Below are 20,264 nucleotides of genomic sequence, written 5' to 3'. Positions count from 1 at the left end.
TGCATCCTGTGTTTCGTGCCCTGCCTGGGCCCGACTCACTTTCTTTGTCTTGCCAAAGAAAGTAAGCAAAGAAAGGCGCGCCCGAGATGGCGATCAAGCCAGCTCTGGCAGAAACAAAACAGGCTCCCGTTTTGAGCGGGAGCCTGTCTGTTTAGAGCACCTCGAACAGGCCGGCTGCGCCTTGGCCGCCGCCGATGCACATGGTCACGACCACGTACTTGACGCCGCGGCGCTTGCCTTCGATCAGCGCGTGGCCGACCAGGCGCGCACCCGACACGCCGTACGGGTGGCCCACGGCGATGGCGCCGCCGTTGACGTTCAGGCGGTCCATCGGGATGCCGAGCTTGTCAGCGCAATACAGCACTTGCACGGCAAACGCTTCATTCAGTTCCCACAGGCCGATGTCTTCCACCTTCAGGCCGGCCTTCTTCAGCAGCTTGGGCACGGCAAAGACGGGGCCGATGCCCATTTCGTCCGGCTCGCACCCGGCCACGGCAAAACCGCGGAACACGCCCAGCGGCTGCAGGCCCTTGGCAGCGGCCACCTTGCCATTCATGACCACGGCAGCGGATGCGCCGTCGGAGAATTGGCTGGCGTTGCCGGCAGTGATCACGCCGCCGGGCATGGCCGTGCGGATCTTCGACACGCCTTCGAGCGTGGTGTCAGCGCGGATGCCTTCGTCTGCCGAGATCGTGACTTCGCGCGTCATGAGCTGGCCGGTCTTGGCATCAGCCACGCCCATCACCGTGGTCATCGGAACGATTTCGTCGTTGAACTTGCCGGCCGCAGCAGCAGCGGCTGCACGCTGCTGGCTTTGCACGCCATATTCGTCCATGCGCTCCTTGGCGATGTTGTAGCGCTTGGCGACGTTCTCGGCGGTCTGCAGCATGCTCCAGTAGATTTCCGGCTTGTGCTTGTTGAGCCAGCCTTCGGTCATCATGTGGCGGTTCATCTCCTGCTGCACGCACGAGATGGATTCCACGCCGCCAGCCACGAAGATGTCGCCTTCATCGGCAATCACGCGCTGCGCGGCCATGGCGATGGTCTGCAGGCCCGAGGAGCAGAAGCGGTTGACGGTCGCGCCCGGCACCGTCACGGGGCAGCCGGCACGTAGAGCGATCTGGCGAGCGATGTTGGCGCCCGTGGCGCCTTCCGGGTTCGCACAGCCCATCAGGATGTCTTCCACTTCGCCCGGCTCGATCTTGGCGCGCTCGATCGCGTGCTGAACCGCATGGCCGCCCAGCGTGGCGCCGTGCGTCATGTTGAAGGCGCCCTTCCAGCTCTTGGCCAGGCCGGTACGTGCGGTGGAAACGATGACTGCTTCGGTCATGGTGTTGCTCCTCGTATCTGGTGGCGGGCGCGGCTTCGGCAGCGCCCGATGTATTCCGTTATCCGTTCAAGACTGTGTGCGACTGCAACCGCGCGATGCCCGCATCCGTCATGCGCTGCCACGCCTGCGCCAGCGAACCGTTGAGGTCGATCGCGCGACAGGCATCCTCGATGACAGCGACGTCCAGCCCCGCAGCACGCGCATCCAGCGCCGACCATGCCACGCAAAAATCCGTGGCAAGGCCAACGCAGAACACGCGCTTGACCCCAAGCTCGCGCAGGTAGCCCAGCAGGCCGGTCGGCGTCTTGCGATCCGCTTCAAAGAATGCGGAGTAGCTGTCGATGTGCGGGTGATAGCCCTTGCGGACGATCAACTGCGCATGCGGCACGTCGAGCCCATCGGCCAGCGCGGCGCCCGCGCTGTGCTGCACACAATGCACCGGCCACAGCACCTGCTGCCCATATGGCAGGTCGATCATGCCGAACGGCTGCGTGCCAGGATGGTTGGCCGCGAACGACACGTGCTCGGCCGGGTGCCAGTCCTGCGTCAGCACAGTACGACCAACGGGCCCGAATGCCTTGGCGAGCCGGTTGACGACCGGGATGACCTGGTCGCCGTCCGGCACGGCCAGCGCACCGCCGGGCAGAAAGTCGTTCTGCACGTCGATGATCAGCAGGCAATCGGTGGGCGTCAGTTGCATGGTGGTTCAGTCGCGTGAGTCGGTTGATTCGCCGTTCATTCAGCCGTTAAAGCCCTTGCCTTCATTGGCCAGCTTCTGCAGCAGCGGGGCAACCTTCCACGCTTCACCGTGGTAGCCCTTGCTGTAGCGGTGCATGGCTTGTGCGACGTTGTACAGGCCGACGGTGTCTGCGTAGAGCATCGGGCCACCGCGGAACAGCGGGAAGCCGTAGCCGGTCAGGTACACCATGTCGATGTCGGAAGCCTTGGAGGCAATGCCCTCTTCCAGGATCTTCGCGCCTTCGTTGACCAGCGCGAACACCAGGCGCTCCACGATTTCCTCGTCCGAGATCTTGCGACGCGTGATGCCCAGATCCTTCGAGTGCTGGACGATCATGTCGTTGACCTGTTGGTTCGGATACGGCTTGCGGTCACCCGCCTTGTAGTCGTACCAGCCGCCGCCCGTCTTCTGGCCGAAACGGCCCATCTCGCACAGCAGATCGGCCGTCTTCGAATAGACGATGTCCGGCTTGTCCACGGCGCGGCGCTTGCGGATGGCCCAGCCGATGTCGTTGCCGGCCAGGTCGCCCATGCGGAATGGGCCCATGGCAAAGCCGAACTTTTCGATGGCCTTGTCGACCTGCTCGGGCAGCGCGCCTTCGTCTAGCAGGTAGCCGGCCTGGCGGCTGTATTGCTCGATCATGCGGTTGCCGATGAAGCCGTCGCACACGCCGGAAACGACCGCCGTCTTCTTGATGGCCTTGGCCAGCTTCATGACGGTGGCCAGCACGTCCTTGGCGGTGTCCTTGCCGCGCACGACTTCCAGCAGCTTCATCACGTTGGCCGGGCTGAAGAAGTGCATGCCGACCACGTCTTGCGGGCGCTTGGTGAAGCTGGCGATCTTGTCGACGTCCAGCGTGGAGGTGTTCGACGCCAGGATCGCGCCCTGCTTGACGACTTCGTCCAGCTTCTTGAATACGACTTCCTTGACGCCCATTTCTTCAAAGACGGCCTCGATGACGAGGTCGGCGTCCTTGATGTCGTCGTAGGACAGCGTCGGGGTCAGCAGAGCCATGCGCTGCTCGACCTTCTCTTGCGTGAGCTTGCCCTTCTTGGCGCTGTTCTCGTAGTTCTTGCGGATGGTGGCGACGCCGCGGTCCAGCGCTTCCTGCTTGGTTTCCAGGATCGTCACCGGAATGCCGGCGTTCAGGAAGTTCATCGAGATGCCGCCGCCCATCGTGCCGGCGCCGATCACGGCAACCTTCTCGACCTTGCGCACCGGCGTGTCTTCCGGCACGTCCGGAATCTTGCTCGCAGCGCGTTCACCAAAGAAGGCGTGGCGCAGTGCGCGCGATTCGGACGTATTCACCAGTTCGATGAACAGGTCACGCTCAAACTTGATGCCGTCGTCAAAACGCTTTTCCACGGCGGCCTGCACGGCGTCAACGCACTTGCCCGGCGCCGGGAAATTCTTGGCGACGGCCGCGACGGTGTTCCGCGCGAATTGCAGGAAACCTTGTGGGTTGTCGTGCTCGACCTTGCGATCGCGCAGCTTGGGCAGCTTGCCCTCGGCCGCGGCCTTCAGTGCGAAGTCGATGGCTCCGGCCATCAGGTCGCCTTCGATCATCTGGTCGAACAGGCCGCTCTTTGCCAGCTTTTCCGACGGGATGGCGTTGCCGGAAACGATCATGTTCAGCGCCGGCTCCAAGCCGATGGCGCGCGGCAGACGTTGCGTGCCGCCTGCGCCCGGCAGGATGCCCAGCTTCACTTCCGGCAGCGCGATCTGCGCGCCCGGTGCGGCCACGCGGAAATGGCAGCCCATCGCCAGTTCCAGCCCACCGCCCATCGCCACCGAATGGATGGCCGCCACGACCGGCTTGCTGCTCGACTCGACTGCCTTGATGACAGCGTGCAGCGTCGGCTCTTGCGTGGCCTTGGGGGTATTGAACTCGCGGATATCGGCGCCGCCCGAGAAGGCCTTGCCCGCACCGGTGATGACGATGGCCTTGACGTTGGCGTCGTCGCCCGCTTTCACCATGCCTTCAACGATGCCCAGGCGCGTGGAGTGGCCAAGGCCGTTGACGGGCGGGTTGCTGAGCGTGATGACGGCAACGCCGTCCTGGACCTTGTACTCCGCAGTCATGCTGGTTCCTTTGGTGATGCGAGGGCCGGCAGATCAGGCGCACCGTGCCTCGCGGTTGAACTGTCTCTTAAGTATCGTTTTTTTAACGCGCGGTAAGGCCGCGACTCGACACAGAATACACAAAATAGCACGGTCGTTCAATTTTTATTTTTGCGCTGCACGGCGCCGTCTGGCGGGCGATGCGGCACGGCCCGGCGGGTTCAAACGCGTGTGCTGCAGCACGGATTTTTTGCCCGCTACGCGACGGTTTTGATAGAGTCGCGCATTTCGTTCGCCGGGTGCCCATCAGGCGCGGGGACGTCTCGTCACATTTCGTCGATTTGATTCGCGATCCGAGCAAAATCGACCACTCTGTATCCATGTCAGAACACGCTACCCCGTCCTCAGAGACGCCGGGCTTGCGCCGCACCTTGCGCGCGCGCCATCTCACCATGATCGCCATCGGCGGGTCGATCGGCACCGGGCTCTTCGTGGCCTCGGGCGCGTCGGTCTCGCAGGCCGGCCCCGGAGGCGCCCTTGCCGCCTACATCCTGATCGGGGCGATGGTCTATTTCCTGATGACCAGCCTGGGCGAGCTTGCAGCCTACATGCCGGTTTCCGGCTCCTTTGCCACCTACGGCGCGCTGTACGTGGACGAAGGCTTCGGCTTCGCGCTCGGCTGGAACTATTGGTACAACTGGGCCGTGACGATTGCCGTGGAGCTGGCGGCCGCGCAGCTCGTCATGCATTACTGGTTTCCCGATGTGCCGGGTGTGCTGTGGAGCGCCGTGTTCCTCGCCATCATGTTCCTGCTCAACGCCATCTCGGTGCGCGGCTTTGGCGAGGCGGAATACTGGTTCGCGCTCATCAAGGTCGTCACGGTCATCTTCTTTATCGGCATTGGCCTGGCGATGATCTTCGGGATCATGAAGGGCGGTCCGCAGTCGGGCCTGCAGAATCTGACGATCGGTGATGCGCCGTTCGTGGGCGGGCTGCCGGCGATGATCGGCGTGGCGATGATCGCGGGGTTCTCGTTTCAGGGGACGGAGCTGATCGGCGTGGCGGCTGGCGAATCGGCCGACCCGGCACGCACCATTCCGCGTGCGGTCAAGCAGGTGTTCTGGCGCATCCTGCTGTTCTATGTGCTGGCCATCTTCATCATCGGCGTGCTGGTCCCGTACACCGATCCGAATCTGCTCTCGACGGAAGTCACCAACATTGGCGTGAGCCCGTTCACGCTGGTGTTCAAGCATGCCGGCCTGGCGTTTGCGGCGGGGTTGATGAATGCGGTGATCCTGACGGCCGTGCTGTCGGCGGGCAACTCGGGCATGTATGCATCCACCCGCATGCTCTACAACCTGGCCACCGAGGGCCGCGCACCGCGCATCTTTGCGCAACTGACGCGGAACGGTGTGCCGCGCAACGCGCTGCTGGCGACGACGGCCGTCGGCGCGCTGTGTTTCCTGAGTTCGCTGTATGGCGACAAGACGGTCTACCTGTGGCTGCTGAATACGTCCGGCATGACGGGCTTCGTCGCATGGCTTGGCATTGCCATCAGTCACTACCGATTCCGCAGGGGGCTGGTGGCGCAGGGGCATGATCCGGCGCAATTGCCGTATCGCTCCAAGTTCTTCCCGTATGGTCCGCTGTTCGCGTTCGGGCTGTGCCTGGTCATCACGCTCGGCCAGAACTACCAGGCGTTCACGAGCGGCACCGTCGATTGGCCGGCGGTCATCGCAACCTACATCGGTATCCCGGTCTTCTTCCTGATCTGGATCGGCTACCGGCTGGTGCGTGGCGGCGGCATCGTCCGTTACCAGGACATGCACTTCCCGCGCCCGCCCGTGCTGCGCGATTCGCTGGCCGGCCAAGACCCCGGCCCTGAATTGCCGACCGCCCCGAACCACACGCAGTAATTACACCCGCTCCGCCTGCCGTTTGCTCAGCATCCGGCCGGCGTTTTTATTGGGGCGCCCGCTCCGGCGCCACCGGCTATGCATACACCCATCACCCCCACCGGCCTCGAAGCCCAATCCGAACTGCGCCGACGCCTGCGCTCGCGCCACCTGATGATGATCGCCCTGGGCGGCGCCATCGGCACGGGGCTGTTCGTTGCATCCGGCGCCTCCATTGCCCAGGCTGGCCCCGGCGGCGCACTGCTGACCTACACGCTGATCGGCGTGATGGTCTATTGCCTGATGACGAGTCTGGGCGAGCTGGCGGTGCATCTGCCGGTCTCGGGCTCGTTCGTGACATACAGCCGTTTGTATGTGGAAGAAGGCTTCGGCTTTGCGCTCGGATGGAATTACTGGTTTGCGCTGGCCGTGTCCGTTGCCGTGGAACTGGCCGCCGCGCAACTCGTGATGAAGTACTGGTTCCCGGGCGTGTCGGGCATGGTCTGGAGCGCCGCATTCCTGCTGCTGATGTTTGGCCTCAACGCCTTTTCCGTGCGCGGCTTTGGCGAGGCGGAATACTGGTTCTCGATGATCAAGGTGGTGACCATCGTCGTGTTCCTGCTGATCGGCCTGGCGATGATCTTCGGCATCATGCACGGCGGGCCGCAGTCAGGTTGGCAGAACTTCACGGTGGGCGATGCACCCTTCGTGGGCGGTGTGCCCGCCATGGTCGGGGTAGCGATGATTGCCGGGTTCTCGTTCCAGGGCGTCGAGACCATCGGGGTGGCCGCCGGCGAAGCGGAGAACCCCTCCCGCACGATCCCGCGCGCCATCCGCCAGACGTTCTGGCGCATTCTGCTGTTCTACGTGCTGGCGATCCTGATCATCGGCGTGCTGCTGCCGTACACCGACCCGAACCTGCTGCGCAATGAAGCGACGGACGTCGGCGTCAGCCCGTTCGCGCTGGTGTTTCAGCATGCGGGCCTCGCGTTTGCGGCCGGGATGATGAATGCGGTGGTGCTGACCGCGCTGCTGTCGTCCGGCACGTCGAGCCTCTATGTATCGACGCGGATTCTGTACGACCTGTCGCTAGAAGGTCAGGCGCCGCGCTGGTTTGCCAAGGTGTCGGGCAACGGCGTGCCGCATCGCGCGCTCGTCGCCACGTCGGCCGTTGGCGCGCTGTGCTTCTTCAGCTCGTTGTTTGGCGATCAGGTCGTCTACCTGTGGCTGCTGAATACGTCTGCAGTGACGTGCTTCATTGCCTGGTTCGGCATTGCGCTGGCGCACTACCGCTTCCGCAAGGGGTTTACCAGCCAGGGGCATTCCGTGGCCCAACTGGCGTATCGGTCGCCGTTCTTCCCATTCGGGCCGATCATGGTGGCGATCCTTTGCGTGGTGATCATTCTTGGGCAGAACACCAAGGCGCTGTTTGCGCCGATCGACAACTTCGGTGCCTTCATCGCAACCTATTGCGGCGTGATCCTGTTCGTGGCGATCTGGCTGGCTTACCGCTGGAAGTTCAAGACGCGGTTTGTGAAGTATTCGGAAATGCAGTTCAGCGCCGCGCATCTGCAACAAGCCGAGGCGACCAAGGAAGCCGCTGCGGCGCGCACTGTCGTCAACTGAGCGCCATAAAAAGCCCGCACGGTTGTCCATGCGGGCCATCTGTACGCAGTGAATCGACCAGCGGCGTTTAAACCTCCAGCCACTCCTGCCGGACCTTGGCGTCCGCCTTCAACTGCTGGGGCGTTCCTTCAAACACGATCTGCCCGTGGCCCATCACATACACCCGCTGTGAAATGTCGAGGGCAATGGCGAGTTTCTGCTCGACCAGCAGTACGGAGATCCCCCGCTCCTTGAGCGTCTTCAGATACTCGCCCACGAGCGTCACGACCAGCGGCGCAAGACCTTCGGTGGGCTCGTCGATGATGATGAAATCGGGATCGCCCATCAGCGTGCGGCACAGCGTCAGCATCTGCTGCTCGCCGCCCGACAGCACACCGGCGGCCGTGTTCTCGCGCTCTTTCAGGCGCGGGAACATCTGGTACATGTCTTCCACCTGCCAACGCGGCTTGGGCTGACTGGGGTTGCGCTTCTCGCCAAGCAGCAGGTTCTGCCGCACCGTCAGCGTGGGGAAAATATCCCGGTTCTCGGGCACATAGCCGATGCCCTTGTGCGCCACTTCGAAGGTTCGCAGGCCGCTCACGTTCTTGCCGCGCAGCAGAATTTCGCCTTCGTGCCGCACCATGCCCATGATGGACTTGGCCAGGGTCGAACGCCCGACGCCGTTGCGGCCGAGCAGCGCAACGATCTCGCCCTCGCCCACGTGCATGTCGACGCCGTGCAGGATGTGGCTCTTGCCGTAGTACGCGTGCAGGTCGCGCACCTCCAACATCGGAGTATTCGTTGCCATCAATGCGCTCCTGCGGGTTCGTCCAGCGTGGTGCCGAGGTAGGCCTCTTTCACGCGACGGTTGTTGCGAATGGCTTCGGGCGTGTCGGTGGCGATCACTTCGCCGTAGACGAGCACCGAGATGCGATCAGCGAGGCCAAACACCACGCTCATGTCATGCTCGACCATCACCAGCGTCTTGCCGACGGTGACCTTGCGGATGAGATCCACCGCGTGGTCCGATTCGGAGCGGCTCATGCCGGCGGTCGGTTCATCCAGCAGGATCACATCGGCACCGCCCGCAATGGTGATGCCGATTTCCAGCGCGCGTTGCTCGGCGTACGTCAGCAGGCCCGCAGCGGCATCACGCCGGTGCGTCATGCCGATCTGCTCGAGCACTTCTTCGGCGCGTTCGCGTGCGTCGCGCAATTCGGCCAGCTTGTGCCAGAACGAATACTTGTAGCCGAGGGACCAGAGCACCGCGCAACGCAGGTTCTCGAACACCGACAGGCGATGGAAGATGTTCGTGATCTGGAAGCTGCGCGACAGGCCCTTGCGGTTGATCTCGAACGGCGCCAGGCCGCTGATCTCTTCACCGTTCAGTCGCACGCTGCCCGAGCTGGCCGGGAAGCGGCCCGAGATCAGGTTGAACGTGGTCGACTTGCCGGCACCGTTCGGGCCGATGAGTGCATGGCGCTCGCCCTTGCCGATGGTGAGGTTGACCCCTCGAATGATTTCCGTTGCGCCGAAACGCTTGCGAACATCGCGCAACTCGAGCGCTGCGGTCGGACCGGATGTCGGTTGGCTCATGGTTGCGGCTCCTGCAATGCGTTGTCCCAAGCGGCGCGCAGCTTGCCCGCTGCGGCGCGCAGGCCGAAGGCGCCCGCCAGCCACAGCACGGCGGCGGCAATCCACGGCTTCAAGGTTGTCGGTTCGACGGTCAGGCCAAACAGCTTCGCCACACCACCGGAGGCATCGTCCTGCACGGCGTAGATCATTTCCACGGTGGAAATCAACGCAATCAGCAGGATGACCGCCGGCACGATCGCCACGCCATAAGCCGGCAGCAGCGTCTTCAGCTTGCCGCGCCGCAGGATAGGCAGATGCATGACCAGAAGACTGGCAATGCCGCCCGGCGCGTACATGACCATCAGCACAAAGAACAAGCCCAGATAGAGCAGCCATGCCTTCGTGATGCCAGACAGCGCCACGGTGAAGAACACCGTGAGCACCGCGCCGATGATCGGCCCGAAGAAGCTGCCCATGCCGCCAATGAATGCCGCCAGCAGCACCGAGCCCGAGCGCACGGCCGACACGTTCTCGGCGGTCACGATCTCGAAGTTGATGCACGACAGCGCACCCGCAATGCCCGCGAAGAACGCCGACAGAATCACCACCAGGAAGCGCACGCGCTGCGTGTTGTAACCAATGAATTCCACGCGCTCGGGGTTGTCGCGCACCGCGTTGGCGATGCGGCCCAGCGGCGTCTGCGTCCATGCGTACATCAGCGCCATCGAAATCAGGCACCACGCGGCGATCAGGTAATACACCTGCCGCGCAGGGCCAAACGTCACGCCAAGCAGCCCTTCCCCGATGCTGCGATTGGTCGACACGCCGCCCTCGCCCCCAAAGAAGTCCGGGAACATCAAGGCGCTGGCGAACACCATCTCGCCGATACCCATGGTGATCATGGCGAACGTCGTGCCGGCCTTCTTGGTGGTGACGTAGCCGAAGATGACGCCGAACAGCGCGCCACCGAGGCCGCCGGCAATCGGCAGCAGGGCTACGGCCAGCGGGCCGCCAATGCCCAGCGCCTGCATGGCGCCGATCTTGTTGAGCAGGTGCACGGCCATGAAGGCGCCCAGACCGGAATACACCGCGTGCCCGAACGACAGCATGCCGGACTGTCCGAGCAGCATGTTGTACGACAGGGCGAAGATGATCATGATGCCCATCTGCGAGAGCAGCGTGATGGCAAAACCCTGCGGCCAGATGAGCGGCAGCACGATCATCACCAGTGCCGTCGTGCCCCAGAGCAGCCAGCGGGCAAGATTGACCGGCTTGAACTTCATTGTCCGCGCACGATCGTTGGCCGGCAGCGCGGCTTGTTGTTGCGCTTGTTGGTGCATGGTGCGTTCCATTTAGCTCTCCCGCGTTCCCATCAGCCCGCGCGGGCGGAAGATCAGCATCAGCACCAGCAGCAGATACGGCAGCACCGGTGCGACTTGCGCAATCGTCAGGTTCCAGACCGAGATGAGCGGCACGTCCGGGTTGAGCGTGACGCCGATCTTCCCGAGCAGGCTGGTCACCGAAATATCGAGCGTCACGGCAAAGGTCTGGATGCAGCCGATCAGCAACGACGCAATGAATGCGCCCACCAGCGATCCCATGCCGCCCACGACCGCCACCACGAAGACGATGGAGCCGACCGCAGCCGCCATCGAGGGCTCGGTCACAAAGGCATTGCCGCCGATCACGCCTGCCAGGCCAGCCAGCGCGCAACCACCACCGAACACCAGCATGAAGACGCGCGGCACGTTGTGGCCCAGCGCTTCCACCATGTCCGGGTGCGTCAGCGCGGCCTGAATGACAAGCCCGATCCGCGTGCGTGTGAGCAACAGGAAGATGCCCAGCAGCATCAGCAGCGACACCAGCATCATGAAGGCGCGGTACTTCGGAAACGACGACGTGAACAGCGTGAACAGCGGGCCATCGAGTGCGTCCGGCACGCGATACGGCACGGCGGGCAGGCCCCACACCAGCTTCACGCCCTCTTCAATCAGGTAGGCCAGCCCGAAGGTGAACAGCAGTTCGGCAACGTGGCCATAGCGGTGCACCGTGCGCAGGCCGAAGCGCTCAACCACTGCACCCAGCGCACCCACCAGCAGCGGCGCCACGATCAACGCGGACCAGAAACCCAGATAGCCGCTGACGACATAGGCGAAATACGCGCCCAGCATGTAGAAGCTGGCATGCGCAAAATTGAGCACGCCCATCATGCTGAAGATCAGCGTCAGGCCTGAAGACAGCATGAACAGCAGCAGCCCGTAGCTGATGCCGTTCAAGAGATTGATGACTAGAAATTCCACGCTGCAGCCCTTCCAGCAGATTCGGCGAAGCATGGGCCGCACGCATCAAGGCGCTGGCCCATGGACTCCGTTTAAAACATCGCCGCACGATAGCATCGGGCGGCCCTTCGGCACACCACCCGCCGCGCTATTGAGGACGCTTCATCTGGCAGGAAGTCGGCTGCGACGCGACGTACTGATCGAGCACCGCGTCGGTCTTCCAGCCGTAGCCGGTGTTTTCCTGGTCGAACTTGACGCTCTTGCCGTCGGTCTTTTGCCAGGTGGCGATGAAGAGCGGCTGCTGGCCCTGGTGGTCAGACGCGCGCATCTCGAAGGTGCCATTCAGGCTGTCGACCTTCATGCCTTCGAAGGCCTTGGCCACCTTGGCAGGTTCTGCCGACTTGGTCTGCTTGATGGCCTTGGCCAGCATGGCGATGCCGGTGTACGACGCCATGAGGTAGTAGTCGTCGTTGTATTTCTTCTTGTAGCCCTCGACGATATCGGCGCCCTTGTAGCCGTCGTTGTTGACGTTCCAGTAGGCGACGAACTTCACGTGGTCGGCACCGGCCGAACCCATGGCTGTCGGCACGCCCGTCGTGGCGGCATAGTAGGTATAGAAGTTGGCGTTGAGGCCCGCATCCTTGCCGGCCTTGATGAGCAGAGCCAGGTCGCTGCCCCAGTTGCCGGTGATGACGGTATCGGCGCCGGACGATTTGATCTTCGACACATACGGCGAGAAATCCTTCACCTGCGCCAGCGGGTGCAGATCTTCACCCACGATCTCGATGTCCGGACGCTTGCGTTTCAGGTATTCCTTGGCCGCACGCGCCACCTGATGCCCGAACGAATAATTCTGGTTGATCAGGTAGACCTTCTTGACCTTCGGATCCTTCGCCAGGAAGCTCGTCAGGGCTTCCATCTTCATGTCGGAGTTGGCGTCCAGGCGGAAGTGCCAATAGTTGCACTTGCTGTTGGTCATGTCCGGGTCCACCGCGGCGTAATTCAGGTAGACGATTTCCTTGCCCGGATTACGCTCGTTGTACTTGGCCACGGCGTCTTCCAGCGCCATGCCGACGCTCGAGCCGTTGCCCTGCACGATGTAATGGATGCCTTGATCGGCGACCTGCTTGAGCACGGTCAGGCTCTCCTGCGGCGAGAGCTTGTTGTCGAAGCCGACCACTTCGAACTTGGTGCCGTCGCCGGCCCAGTTCTTCTGCGTGGCGAGATCGGCGATGTACTGCCAGCTGCGCAACTGGTTCTGGCCCAGTGCGCCCATCAGGCCGGACAACGGATCGATCCAGGCGATCTTCACGATTTCGGCGGCGGACGCTGCGGTGGGCCCGAGTGCCCCACCCATTGCCGCAACACATGCAACAGCCACAACCAACGGACGGAACTTCGTCATGCGTGTCTCCTTCATGTGGTGGAGCCGCCGGCGAGTCACTCTCCGCGTGCCTCTGGTGGGCTTGCGGCTGCTTGCGTCTCCAGGTTGCAACGCGCCCGGGCTTCATTCCGCTGCATCCGTCATCGATACACAGCGGCCGGCCCTGATCCGGTTGTCTTACGTCCGCCGTCCTCGTGCCGGAGTGGCTCCCCTGCACGGGCGGCGGTTTCTATATCTAGCTAAGCCTGTACAGCGGGAAACTGATAATCCTTGAACTGCTCGCGCAGCTTGAGCTTTTGCATCTTGCCGGTGGCCGTGAGCGGAATTTCGGTGACGAACACCACGTCGTCCGGAATCCACCACTTGGCAACCTTGCCCTCGAAGAACTTGAGCATCTCCTCACGCGTGAGTTCCACGCCGGGCTTCTTCATCACCACCAGCAACGGGCGCTCGTCCCACTTCGGGTGATGGCACGAAATGCATGCGGCCATGTGCACGCCGGGGTGCGCTGCCGCCACGTTTTCCACGTCGATGGACGAAATCCACTCGCCGCCCGACTTGATCACGTCCTTGCTGCGATCGGTGATCTGCATGTAGCCGTCGGCATCGATGTTGGCCACGTCGCCGGTCGGGAACCAGCCATCCACCAGCGGCGACACCTCGTTGCGGTAATAGCTCTGGATGGTCCAAGGCCCGCGCACGTAGAGGTCGCCGAAAGCCTTGCCGTCCCACGGCAGTTCGTGGCCCTCGGCATCGACAATTTTCATCTCGACACCGTAGATGGCGCGGCCTTGGCGCTCCAGCACATGCTGCTTGGCCTCATCCGGCAGATCGGCGTGCTTGCCCATCAGCTTGCACGTGGTGCCCAGCGGCGACATCTCCGTCATGCCCCACGCGTGGATGACCTCCACGTCCAGCTCGTTGAGCGTGCGGATCATGGCCGGAGGCGCTGCAGAACCACCGATGACCGTGCGGCGGAACGTCGAAAACTTCAGCTTGTTGGCCTGCACGTGTTGCAGCAGACCGAGCCACACCGTTGGCACGCCAGCCGAGAACGTCACCTTTTCCTGCTCGAAGAGTTCGAACAGCGAAGCGCCATCCAGCTTCGGGCCAGGGAAGACGAGCTTGGCGCCTACCAGCGGCACCGAATACGGCAGCCCCCACGCGTTGACGTGGAACATCGGCACCACCGGCAGGATCACGTCCTGCGCCGAGCACCCGAGCGCATCCGGCATGGCCGACGCATACGAGTGCAGCACCGTGGAGCGATGCGAATACAGCGCGCCCTTGGGGTTGCCCGTGGTGCCCGACGTGTAGCACAGGCTGGACGCGGTGTTCTCGTCGAACTGCGGCCAGGTGTAATCGGCGCTCTGCGCGTCGAGCAGCTCTTCGTAGCAGAGCATCGGCACGCTGGAGGCGGGCATGTGCGCGCGATCGGTCATCGCCACCCAGCCCTTCACGTTCGGGCAATGCGGCGCGATGCCCTCGACAAGCGGCACGAACGTCAGGTCGAAGAAGACGTACTGATCGTCTGCGTGATTGACGATGTAGGCGATCTGGTCTGGGAACAGCCGCGGGTTGATGGTGTGACACACCGAGCCCGAGCCGGAGACGCCGTAATAGATTTCAAGATGGCGATAGCCGTTCCAGGCCAGCGTACCGACGCGCTCGCCGGGCTGCACGCCCAGTGCGGCCAGCGCATTCGCCAGTTGCTTGGAACGGTCTCGCACTTGCCGGTACGTGGTGCGATGGATATCGCCCTCGACACGGCGCGACACGACTTCAGTCGAACCGGAATTGCGCGCTGCATGTTCGATGATGGTCGAGATGAGCAAAGGGGCGCTCATCATTTGTCCCATCAGGGCCATGGTGTCTCCTAGAAAAAACTGAACAACCGTTCTATTTTTTGGCCGATTGTTCCCGTGATCGCCAAGCACGTCAACGGGATATTGTTGTGCGCTGCCACATCGGCCCCCATGTTTACCCGGCCATCTGTAAAACCCTGCGAATCGTTGTGGTGCAAGGGTTCGCAGGCTGCAGCTTTCTTTACTCGCAAGTACAATACGCGATAGCGTTGCTGCGTCTCAACATGGCGTTTTCCCCTACGCAGCGTGCGTTTTGCTGCGCTGCAAAGCGCACAACATTTGAGGATTCGGCACTGTTTTTGCGCCCTTTCTTGTGTTACCGGCCTCTGGCCTGCCGCCCCATCTCATGACTGCCTCCCCCGCCGCCTTGCCTGACGATTCCCTTGCGAGCCATTTCGACTGGCCCGGCCGCCCCGCCACTGCCCCCGGTTTCTCGGCACTGGGCGAACGCTTTCTGACACGCCTGCCCCCGATGCCCATGCCTTCGGGAGCGATTGGCGAACCGTACCTGGTCGGCTTCTCGCCAGATGCCGCGGCGCCGCTGGGCATCACACGCGCCGAACTCGGTACCGCTGCGGGGCTGGCCGTATTCACCGGTAACGCCGTCGCCGCCTGGAGCGACCCGCTCGCCACCGTCTATTCGGGCCACCAGTTCGGCGTGTGGGCGGGCCAGTTGGGCGACGGCCGTGCGCTGCTGCTGGCGGAATTCCAGACCGCCGATGGCCCGTGCGAAGTCCAGCTCAAAGGTGCTGGCCGTACGCCGTATTCGCGCATGGGCGACGGGCGCGCCGTGCTGCGATCGTCCATCCGCGAATTCCTCTGTTCGGAAGCCATGGCAGGCTTGGGCATTCCGACGACGCGCGCCTTGTGCGTGACTGGCGCTGACGCCCCCGTGCGCCGCGAAGAGATCGAAACCGCCGCCGTCGTCACACGCCTTGCCCCGTCGTTCGTGCGCTTCGGCCACTTCGAGCACTTTGCGGCCAGCGAACAACTGCCACAACTGCGCGCACTTGCCGATTACGTCATCGACCGCTTCTACCCCGCCTGCCGCAGCGAACCGCAACCGTATCTCGGCCTGCTACGCGAGTTGGCCCGCCGCACCGCTGAACTGATGGCCGACTGGCAGGCCGTCGGCTTCTGCCACGGCGTGATGAACACCGACAACATGTCGATCCTCGGCCTCACGCTCGACTACGGCCCGTTCGGCTTCCTGGACGGTTTTGACGCCAACCACATCTGCAACCACTCCGACACCGGCGGGCGTTACGCCTACGCGCAGCAGCCGCAGATCGGCTACTGGAACCTGTTCTGCCTCGCGCAGGCATTGCTGCCGCTGTTTGGCGAAGATCCCGACGTTTTTGTCGATTTGAGCGACGAAGCGCAGGCCCAACCCGCCATCGACGCCGCGCAAAACGTGTTGCTGACCTACCGCGACGTCTACGGCGCAGCCTTCTACGCACGTTATCGCGCCAAGCTCGGACTTTCCACCGCACAGGACGCAGACGAGGCGCTCTTCGGCGACCTGTTCAAGCTGCTGCACAATCAGCGCGCCGACTACACGCTGTTCTTCCGCCACCTCGCCGAGGTACGCCGCGACGACACGGCCGCCGCGGCAGAAGCGCGCACCGTCCGCGATGTCTTCTTCGATCGCGCCGCCGCAGACGTGTGGCTTGCCGCTTATCGCCAGCGCTTGCAGGCCGAACCGCAACCCGACGACGAGCGCGCGGCCGCCATGCACCGCGTCAATCCGAAATACGTACTGCGCAACCACCTGGCCGAAATCGCCATCCGACGCGCCAAGGAAAAGGATTTTTCCGAAGTCGAAAACCTGCGCGCGGTACTGGGCCGCCCGTTTGACGACCACCCCGGCTTCGAGCACTACGCGCAGCCGGCACCGGACTGGGCATCGTCATTGGAAGTGAGCTGCTCGTCGTGATGCGCCGGAACTGACACCGTGCTCTAATCCGCGCCTGTCAGGATTGCCGCAGCAGCACGACAAACAACATCAGCCGCCCAGTCGTTCTCACCTTGCGGTGGCCGAATCCAACAAGGAGTCTCATCACCATGACCGTCAAGAAATCCGACGCCGAGTGGCGCGACCAACTCTCCGACATCGAATACCGCGTCACCCGCGAAGCGGCGACCGAACGCCCCTTCACCGGCAAGTACTGGGACCACTGGGAGCGCGGCGTCTACAACTGCGTCTGCTGCGGCACGCCGCTGTTTGAATCGTCGACCAAGTTTGACGCCGGTTGCGGCTGGCCGAGCTATTTCCAGCCCATCAACGGCGAGGTGATCGCCGAGAAGACCGACCGCTCGCACGGCATGTTGCGTATTGAAGTGCAGTGCAAGAACTGCGGCGCGCACCTTGGCCACGTGTTCGAAGATGGCCCTGCACCTACCGGGCTGCGGTATTGCATCAACTCGGCTGCGCTAAAATTCGGCGATTGATCTCTCTAATGGCCCGCAAAGGCCCGCACAAGCGCGTTCCCGCATGAAATTCCTGTTCGATCTGTTCCCGGTCATCCTGTTCTTTGCTGCCTTCAAGGTGGCCGGTATTTATGTGGCGACCACCGTCGCGATGGTCGCCACCGTGCTGCAGATCGCCTGGGTGTGGTTCAAGCACCGCAAGGTCGACGCCATGCAGTGGCTGTCGCTGCTCATCATCGGTGTGTTCGGCGGCGCCACGCTCATCTTCCACAACGAAACCTTCATCAAGTGGAAGCCGACGGTGCTGTACTGGCTGTTTGGCGTGGTGCTGCTGGGCAGCGTGGCGTTCGTTCGCAAGAACCTCATCCGCGCCATGATGGAGCAGCAAGTATCGCTGCCCGAGCCGATGTGGGGCCGCCTGAACCTGGTGTGGGCGCTGTTCTTCCTGGTCATGGGCTGCCTGAACCTTTACGTGGCCTACAACTTCGACACCGACGTGTGGGTCAACTTCAAGCTGTTCGGCTCGATGGGCCTGATGGTGGTGTTCATCCTTGCGCAAAGTGTCTGGCTGGCGCGCCACATGCAGGAGCGCCCCGCCAATGCGGCGAACGACGCCAACATCGGAGACGACCGCTGATGGCTGCAGATCCGCGAGAAATCGAACGCCTCCTGCGCGAGGCTTTCCAGCCCGTCCAACTGGTCGTTGAAGACGACAGCGCCAAGCACGCCGGACACGCCGGCGCAGCCTCCGGCGGCGGGCATTACAACGTCGAAATCGTCAGCGCGGCCTTTGCCGGCAAGAACCGTTTGGCGCGTCATCGCATGGTGTATGATGCGCTGCACACGCTGTGGCCGGCGGCAATCCATGCCCTGGCGATCCGCGCGGTCACTCCCGAAGAAAACACGTAAGCGCATTCCACGCTCACTCGTCCTTCCCTCGAACGCAATCCCATGAAGATTTCCAGCCTCACTGCCAGCCTGCTGGCTGTTGCCCTTGCCGCGACCGTTGCTCCCGCCATGGCGCAGAATGCCGCAGTGGTCAACGGCAAAGCCATCCCGAGCGCCAAGGTGGACGCGCTGATCAAGAAGTCGGGCCAGCCCGAATCGCCTGAGCTGCGTGCCAAGGCCCGCGACATGCTGGTCGACCGTGAACTGATCGAGCAGGACGCCGCCAAGCGCGGTCTGCTGGAGCGCGACGACGTTCAGGAGCAGCTGGCTTCGGCACGCCTGAACGTGCTGGTGGCCGCCGAGTTCGAGGACTACGTCAAGAACAGCCCCGCCACCGAAGACGAACTGCACAAGCAGTACGACAAGATCAAGGCGCAGTTCGGCAACGGCAAGGAATACCACGCCCACCACATCCTGGTGGACAAGGAAGCCGACGCCAAGGCGATCATCGCCAAGCTGAAGGCCGGCGCCAAGTTTGAGGACATCGCCAAGGCGCAATCCAAGGACAAGGGATCGGGCGCCAACGGCGGCGATCTGGACTGGGCCAACCCGGGCACCTACGTGCCGGAATTCTCGGCCGCACTCACGGGCCTGAAGAAGGGCCAGATCACGCAGACGCCGGTCAAGACGCAATTCGGCTGGCATGTGATCCGTCTGGATGACACGCGCGACGCCAAGATCCCGTCGTACGAAGACGTCAAGCCGCAGCTGCTCGAGATGATGATGGGCGACCAGAACTGGCAACGCAGCAAGTTCCAGGCGATGCTGAAAGAGCTGCGCGAAAAAGCGAAGATCCAGTAAGCAGCCGCCCGTTGGGGCAGTGAAAAAAGGGGCCACGTGCCCCTTTTTGATTTGATGGCCGGGTTGCATCGCACGCAACCGGAATACCCCACCGGCACCCCTCAAGTTCTTTTGAAGTGTTTGCTGAAAAGCATTGCGATTTGTCCCATAATGTGCGCCCACGTGCGCCGACATTGCACTGCTTCGGTGCACTCAAGAATCAAGAGAGTCTGAAAAACCAACCACGCCGGCGCAGGCCTATCCCGCCCGCTGCCAGAGCGAAACCACCCAAAAGGAAACAGGAGATCCTTATGTCCACGTTCAAGCACGCCTTCCGCATTGCCGCGCTTGCTGCCATTCCGATGGCACTGCTGCAAGCTGCACCGGCGCTGGCGCAAGCCACCAAGTCGGTCGAAGTGCTGGCCATCGTCGAGCATCCGGCGCTGGACGCCATCCGCGACGGCGCCAAGGAGCAGCTCAAGGCCGAAGGCTTCGACGCAGGCAAGAACCTGAAGTGGGAATACCAGAGCGCGCAGGGCAGCACGGCCACCGCCGCACAGATCGCCCGCAAGTTCATCGGCGACAAGCCGGACGCCATCATCGCCATCGCCACGCCGTCGGCGCAGGCCGTTGTGGCTGCCACCAAGTCGATCCCCGTCGTGTATTCGGGCGTGACGGATCCTGTGGCCGCACAGCTGGTCAAGAGCTGGGAGCCGACCGGCACCAACGTGACCGGCGTGTCCGACAAGCTGCCGCTGGACAAGCAGATCGCCCTGATCAAGCGCGTGGTGCCCAATGCCAAGCGCGTGGGCATGGTCTACAACCCGGGCGAAGCCAACTCGGTCGTGGTGGTCACCGAGCTGAAGAAGCTGCTGTCGGCGCAAGGCATGACGCTGGTCGAATCGGCGGCTCCGCGCACGGTGGATATCGGGCCGGCGGCCAAGAACCTGATCGGCAAGGTCGACGTGATCTACACGAACACCGACAACAACGTGGTGTCGGCGTACGAATCGCTGGTGAAGGTGGCCAACGAAGCGAAGATCCCGCTGGTGGCCGGCGATACCGACAGCGTCAAGCGCGGCGCCATCGCAGCGCTGGGCATCAACTACTACAAGCTGGGCCAGCAGACCGGCAAGGTCGTCGCCCGCATCCTGAAGGGTGAGAAGCCGGGCGCGATTGCCTCTGCCGGCAGCACCGACCTAGAGCTGTTCGTGAACGAAGGCGCGGCCAAGAAGCAAGGTGCGGCCCTGTCGGCGGACCTGCTGAAGGACGCCAAGGAAGTCATCAAGTAACTCGCAAGGCGCCGGGCCGGCCTCCGCCCGACGGAGCCGTCCCGGCGCGGGTCTGCCTGCCCGAGCCCCGACGCGGCTATC

Annotated in this window: 17 protein-coding genes; 8 read left to right on the top strand and 9 right to left on the bottom strand. The window is 63.1% G+C overall.

All coding sequences use genetic code 11. The features are described 5' to 3' along the window. Positions 1–151: 151 nt before the first annotated feature. From N511_RS0123120 to N511_RS0123110, 3 genes are read right to left on the bottom strand one after another with little or no spacing between them, the layout of a single operon-like run. A complete protein-coding gene (locus N511_RS0123120; RefSeq protein WP_027681420.1) occupies positions 152–1,330 on the bottom strand; it encodes an acetyl-CoA C-acyltransferase in 1,179 nt (392 codons plus the stop codon). A gap of 58 nt (positions 1,331–1,388) precedes the next feature. Further along, positions 1,389–2,030 (bottom strand): bifunctional nicotinamidase/pyrazinamidase, encoded by a 642-nt coding sequence (pncA, locus tag N511_RS0123115; protein ID WP_027681419.1) that lies wholly within the window; start codon positions 2,028–2,030, stop codon positions 1,389–1,391. A gap of 39 nt (positions 2,031–2,069) precedes the next feature. Beyond that, positions 2,070–4,151, bottom strand: coding sequence for a 3-hydroxyacyl-CoA dehydrogenase NAD-binding domain-containing protein (locus N511_RS0123110; protein WP_027681418.1), 2,082 nt, complete (start codon positions 4,149–4,151; stop codon positions 2,070–2,072). A 359-nt stretch (positions 4,152–4,510) separates the two neighbouring features. On the opposite strand from N511_RS0123110, the gene N511_RS0123105 reads away from it, so the two are divergent. Continuing rightward, on the top strand, positions 4,511–6,046 hold the full coding sequence (locus tag N511_RS0123105) for an amino acid permease (RefSeq protein WP_027681417.1): 1,536 nt from the start codon (positions 4,511–4,513) through the stop codon (positions 6,044–6,046). 78 nt (positions 6,047–6,124) lie between these two features. Beyond that, entirely contained in the window at positions 6,125–7,651 is a 1,527-nt protein-coding gene (locus N511_RS0123100) for an amino acid permease (RefSeq protein ID WP_027681416.1), read from the top strand. A 67-nt stretch (positions 7,652–7,718) separates the two neighbouring features. On the opposite strand, the gene N511_RS0123095 is transcribed toward N511_RS0123100, so the two are convergent. The 6 genes from N511_RS0123095 to N511_RS0123070 all read right to left on the bottom strand — a co-directional run bounded on the left by N511_RS0123095 (position 7,719) and on the right by N511_RS0123070 (position 14,736). Further along, a complete protein-coding gene (locus N511_RS0123095; RefSeq protein ID WP_012435575.1) occupies positions 7,719–8,438 on the bottom strand; it encodes an ABC transporter ATP-binding protein in 720 nt (239 codons plus the stop codon). Then, positions 8,438–9,226 (bottom strand): ABC transporter ATP-binding protein, encoded by a 789-nt coding sequence (locus N511_RS0123090; RefSeq protein ID WP_027681415.1) that lies wholly within the window; start codon positions 9,224–9,226, stop codon positions 8,438–8,440. Before N511_RS0123090 ends, N511_RS0123095 begins: the two co-directional genes overlap by 1 nt. Next, complete coding sequence (locus N511_RS0123085) at positions 9,223–10,557, bottom strand: branched-chain amino acid ABC transporter permease (RefSeq protein ID WP_027681414.1); 1,335 nt, start codon at positions 10,555–10,557, stop codon at positions 9,223–9,225. Before N511_RS0123085 ends, N511_RS0123090 begins: the two co-directional genes overlap by 4 nt. Continuing rightward, the gene (locus N511_RS0123080) at positions 10,558–11,505 is read right to left on the bottom strand and encodes a branched-chain amino acid ABC transporter permease (RefSeq protein ID WP_027681413.1); all 948 of its coding nucleotides are present in this window, start codon (positions 11,503–11,505) and stop codon (positions 10,558–10,560) included. Positions 11,506–11,632: 127 nt separating this feature from the next. After that, the gene (locus N511_RS0123075) at positions 11,633–12,889 is read right to left on the bottom strand and encodes a branched-chain amino acid ABC transporter substrate-binding protein (protein ID WP_027681412.1); all 1,257 of its coding nucleotides are present in this window, start codon (positions 12,887–12,889) and stop codon (positions 11,633–11,635) included. 218 nt (positions 12,890–13,107) lie between these two features. Continuing rightward, positions 13,108–14,736, bottom strand: a complete 1,629-nt coding sequence (locus N511_RS0123070) for a 3-(methylthio)propionyl-CoA ligase (protein ID WP_027681411.1) — start codon at positions 14,734–14,736, stop codon at positions 13,108–13,110. A 343-nt stretch (positions 14,737–15,079) separates the two neighbouring features. On the opposite strand from N511_RS0123070, the gene N511_RS0123065 reads away from it, so the two are divergent. From N511_RS0123065 to N511_RS0123040, 6 genes are all read left to right on the top strand, one after another. Next, entirely contained in the window at positions 15,080–16,669 is a 1,590-nt protein-coding gene (locus N511_RS0123065; RefSeq protein ID WP_027681410.1) for a protein adenylyltransferase SelO, read from the top strand. Between the two features lie 128 nt (positions 16,670–16,797). Then, positions 16,798–17,184, top strand: coding sequence for a peptide-methionine (R)-S-oxide reductase MsrB (gene msrB / locus N511_RS0123060; RefSeq protein ID WP_027681409.1), 387 nt, complete (start codon positions 16,798–16,800; stop codon positions 17,182–17,184). A gap of 43 nt (positions 17,185–17,227) precedes the next feature. Continuing rightward, on the top strand, positions 17,228–17,800 hold the full coding sequence (locus tag N511_RS0123055; RefSeq protein WP_027681408.1) for a septation protein A: 573 nt from the start codon (positions 17,228–17,230) through the stop codon (positions 17,798–17,800). Continuing rightward, positions 17,800–18,072 carry a BolA family protein gene (locus N511_RS0123050; protein ID WP_009238095.1) on the top strand — a complete coding sequence of 91 codons (273 nt, stop codon included), beginning with the start codon at positions 17,800–17,802 and terminating at the stop codon, positions 18,070–18,072. The genes N511_RS0123055 and N511_RS0123050 overlap by 1 nt, the downstream gene beginning before the upstream one ends. Positions 18,073–18,114: 42 nt before the next feature. Beyond that, positions 18,115–18,912: a peptidylprolyl isomerase gene (locus tag N511_RS0123045; protein WP_027681407.1), complete on the top strand. Its 798-nt coding sequence runs from the start codon at positions 18,115–18,117 to the stop codon at positions 18,910–18,912. 290 nt (positions 18,913–19,202) lie between these two features. Beyond that, entirely contained in the window at positions 19,203–20,183 is a 981-nt protein-coding gene (locus N511_RS0123040) for an ABC transporter substrate-binding protein (RefSeq protein WP_027681406.1), read from the top strand. The last annotated feature ends 81 nt before the right edge of the window (positions 20,184–20,264 follow it).

The organism is Ralstonia sp. UNC404CL21Col (assembly GCF_000620465.1).
Classification (GTDB): Bacteria; Pseudomonadota; Gammaproteobacteria; order Burkholderiales; family Burkholderiaceae; genus Ralstonia; species Ralstonia flatus.
Note: the sequence above shows the minus strand (reverse complement) of the source record. Positions and strands in the feature narration are given on the sequence as shown.

What these genes read in the sequence shown, in the direction of transcription:
- N511_RS0123090 (WP_027681415.1), bottom strand. Translation starts at nt 9,226, where the DNA reads ATGAGCCAACCGACATCCGGTCCGACCGCAGCGCTCGAGTTGCGCGAT.
- N511_RS0123120 (WP_027681420.1), bottom strand. Translation starts at nt 1,330, where the DNA reads ATGACCGAAGCAGTCATCGTTTCCACCGCACGTACCGGCCTGGCCAAG.
- N511_RS0123070 (WP_027681411.1), bottom strand. Translation starts at nt 14,736, where the DNA reads ATGGCCCTGATGGGACAAATGATGAGCGCCCCTTTGCTCATCTCGACC.
- N511_RS0123100 (WP_027681416.1), top strand. Translation starts at nt 6,125, where the DNA reads ATGCATACACCCATCACCCCCACCGGCCTCGAAGCCCAATCCGAACTG.
- N511_RS0123050 (WP_009238095.1), top strand. Translation starts at nt 17,800, where the DNA reads ATGGCTGCAGATCCGCGAGAAATCGAACGCCTCCTGCGCGAGGCTTTC.
- N511_RS0123045 (WP_027681407.1), top strand. Translation starts at nt 18,115, where the DNA reads ATGAAGATTTCCAGCCTCACTGCCAGCCTGCTGGCTGTTGCCCTTGCC.
- pncA (WP_027681419.1), bottom strand. Translation starts at nt 2,030, where the DNA reads ATGCAACTGACGCCCACCGATTGCCTGCTGATCATCGACGTGCAGAAC.
- N511_RS0123110 (WP_027681418.1), bottom strand. Translation starts at nt 4,151, where the DNA reads ATGACTGCGGAGTACAAGGTCCAGGACGGCGTTGCCGTCATCACGCTC.
- N511_RS0123075 (WP_027681412.1), bottom strand. Translation starts at nt 12,889, where the DNA reads ATGACGAAGTTCCGTCCGTTGGTTGTGGCTGTTGCATGTGTTGCGGCA.
- N511_RS0123085 (WP_027681414.1), bottom strand. Translation starts at nt 10,557, where the DNA reads ATGGAACGCACCATGCACCAACAAGCGCAACAACAAGCCGCGCTGCCG.
- N511_RS0123065 (WP_027681410.1), top strand. Translation starts at nt 15,080, where the DNA reads ATGACTGCCTCCCCCGCCGCCTTGCCTGACGATTCCCTTGCGAGCCAT.
- N511_RS0123040 (WP_027681406.1), top strand. Translation starts at nt 19,203, where the DNA reads ATGTCCACGTTCAAGCACGCCTTCCGCATTGCCGCGCTTGCTGCCATT.
- N511_RS0123055 (WP_027681408.1), top strand. Translation starts at nt 17,228, where the DNA reads ATGAAATTCCTGTTCGATCTGTTCCCGGTCATCCTGTTCTTTGCTGCC.
- msrB (WP_027681409.1), top strand. Translation starts at nt 16,798, where the DNA reads ATGACCGTCAAGAAATCCGACGCCGAGTGGCGCGACCAACTCTCCGAC.
- N511_RS0123095 (WP_012435575.1), bottom strand. Translation starts at nt 8,438, where the DNA reads ATGGCAACGAATACTCCGATGTTGGAGGTGCGCGACCTGCACGCGTAC.
- N511_RS0123105 (WP_027681417.1), top strand. Translation starts at nt 4,511, where the DNA reads ATGTCAGAACACGCTACCCCGTCCTCAGAGACGCCGGGCTTGCGCCGC.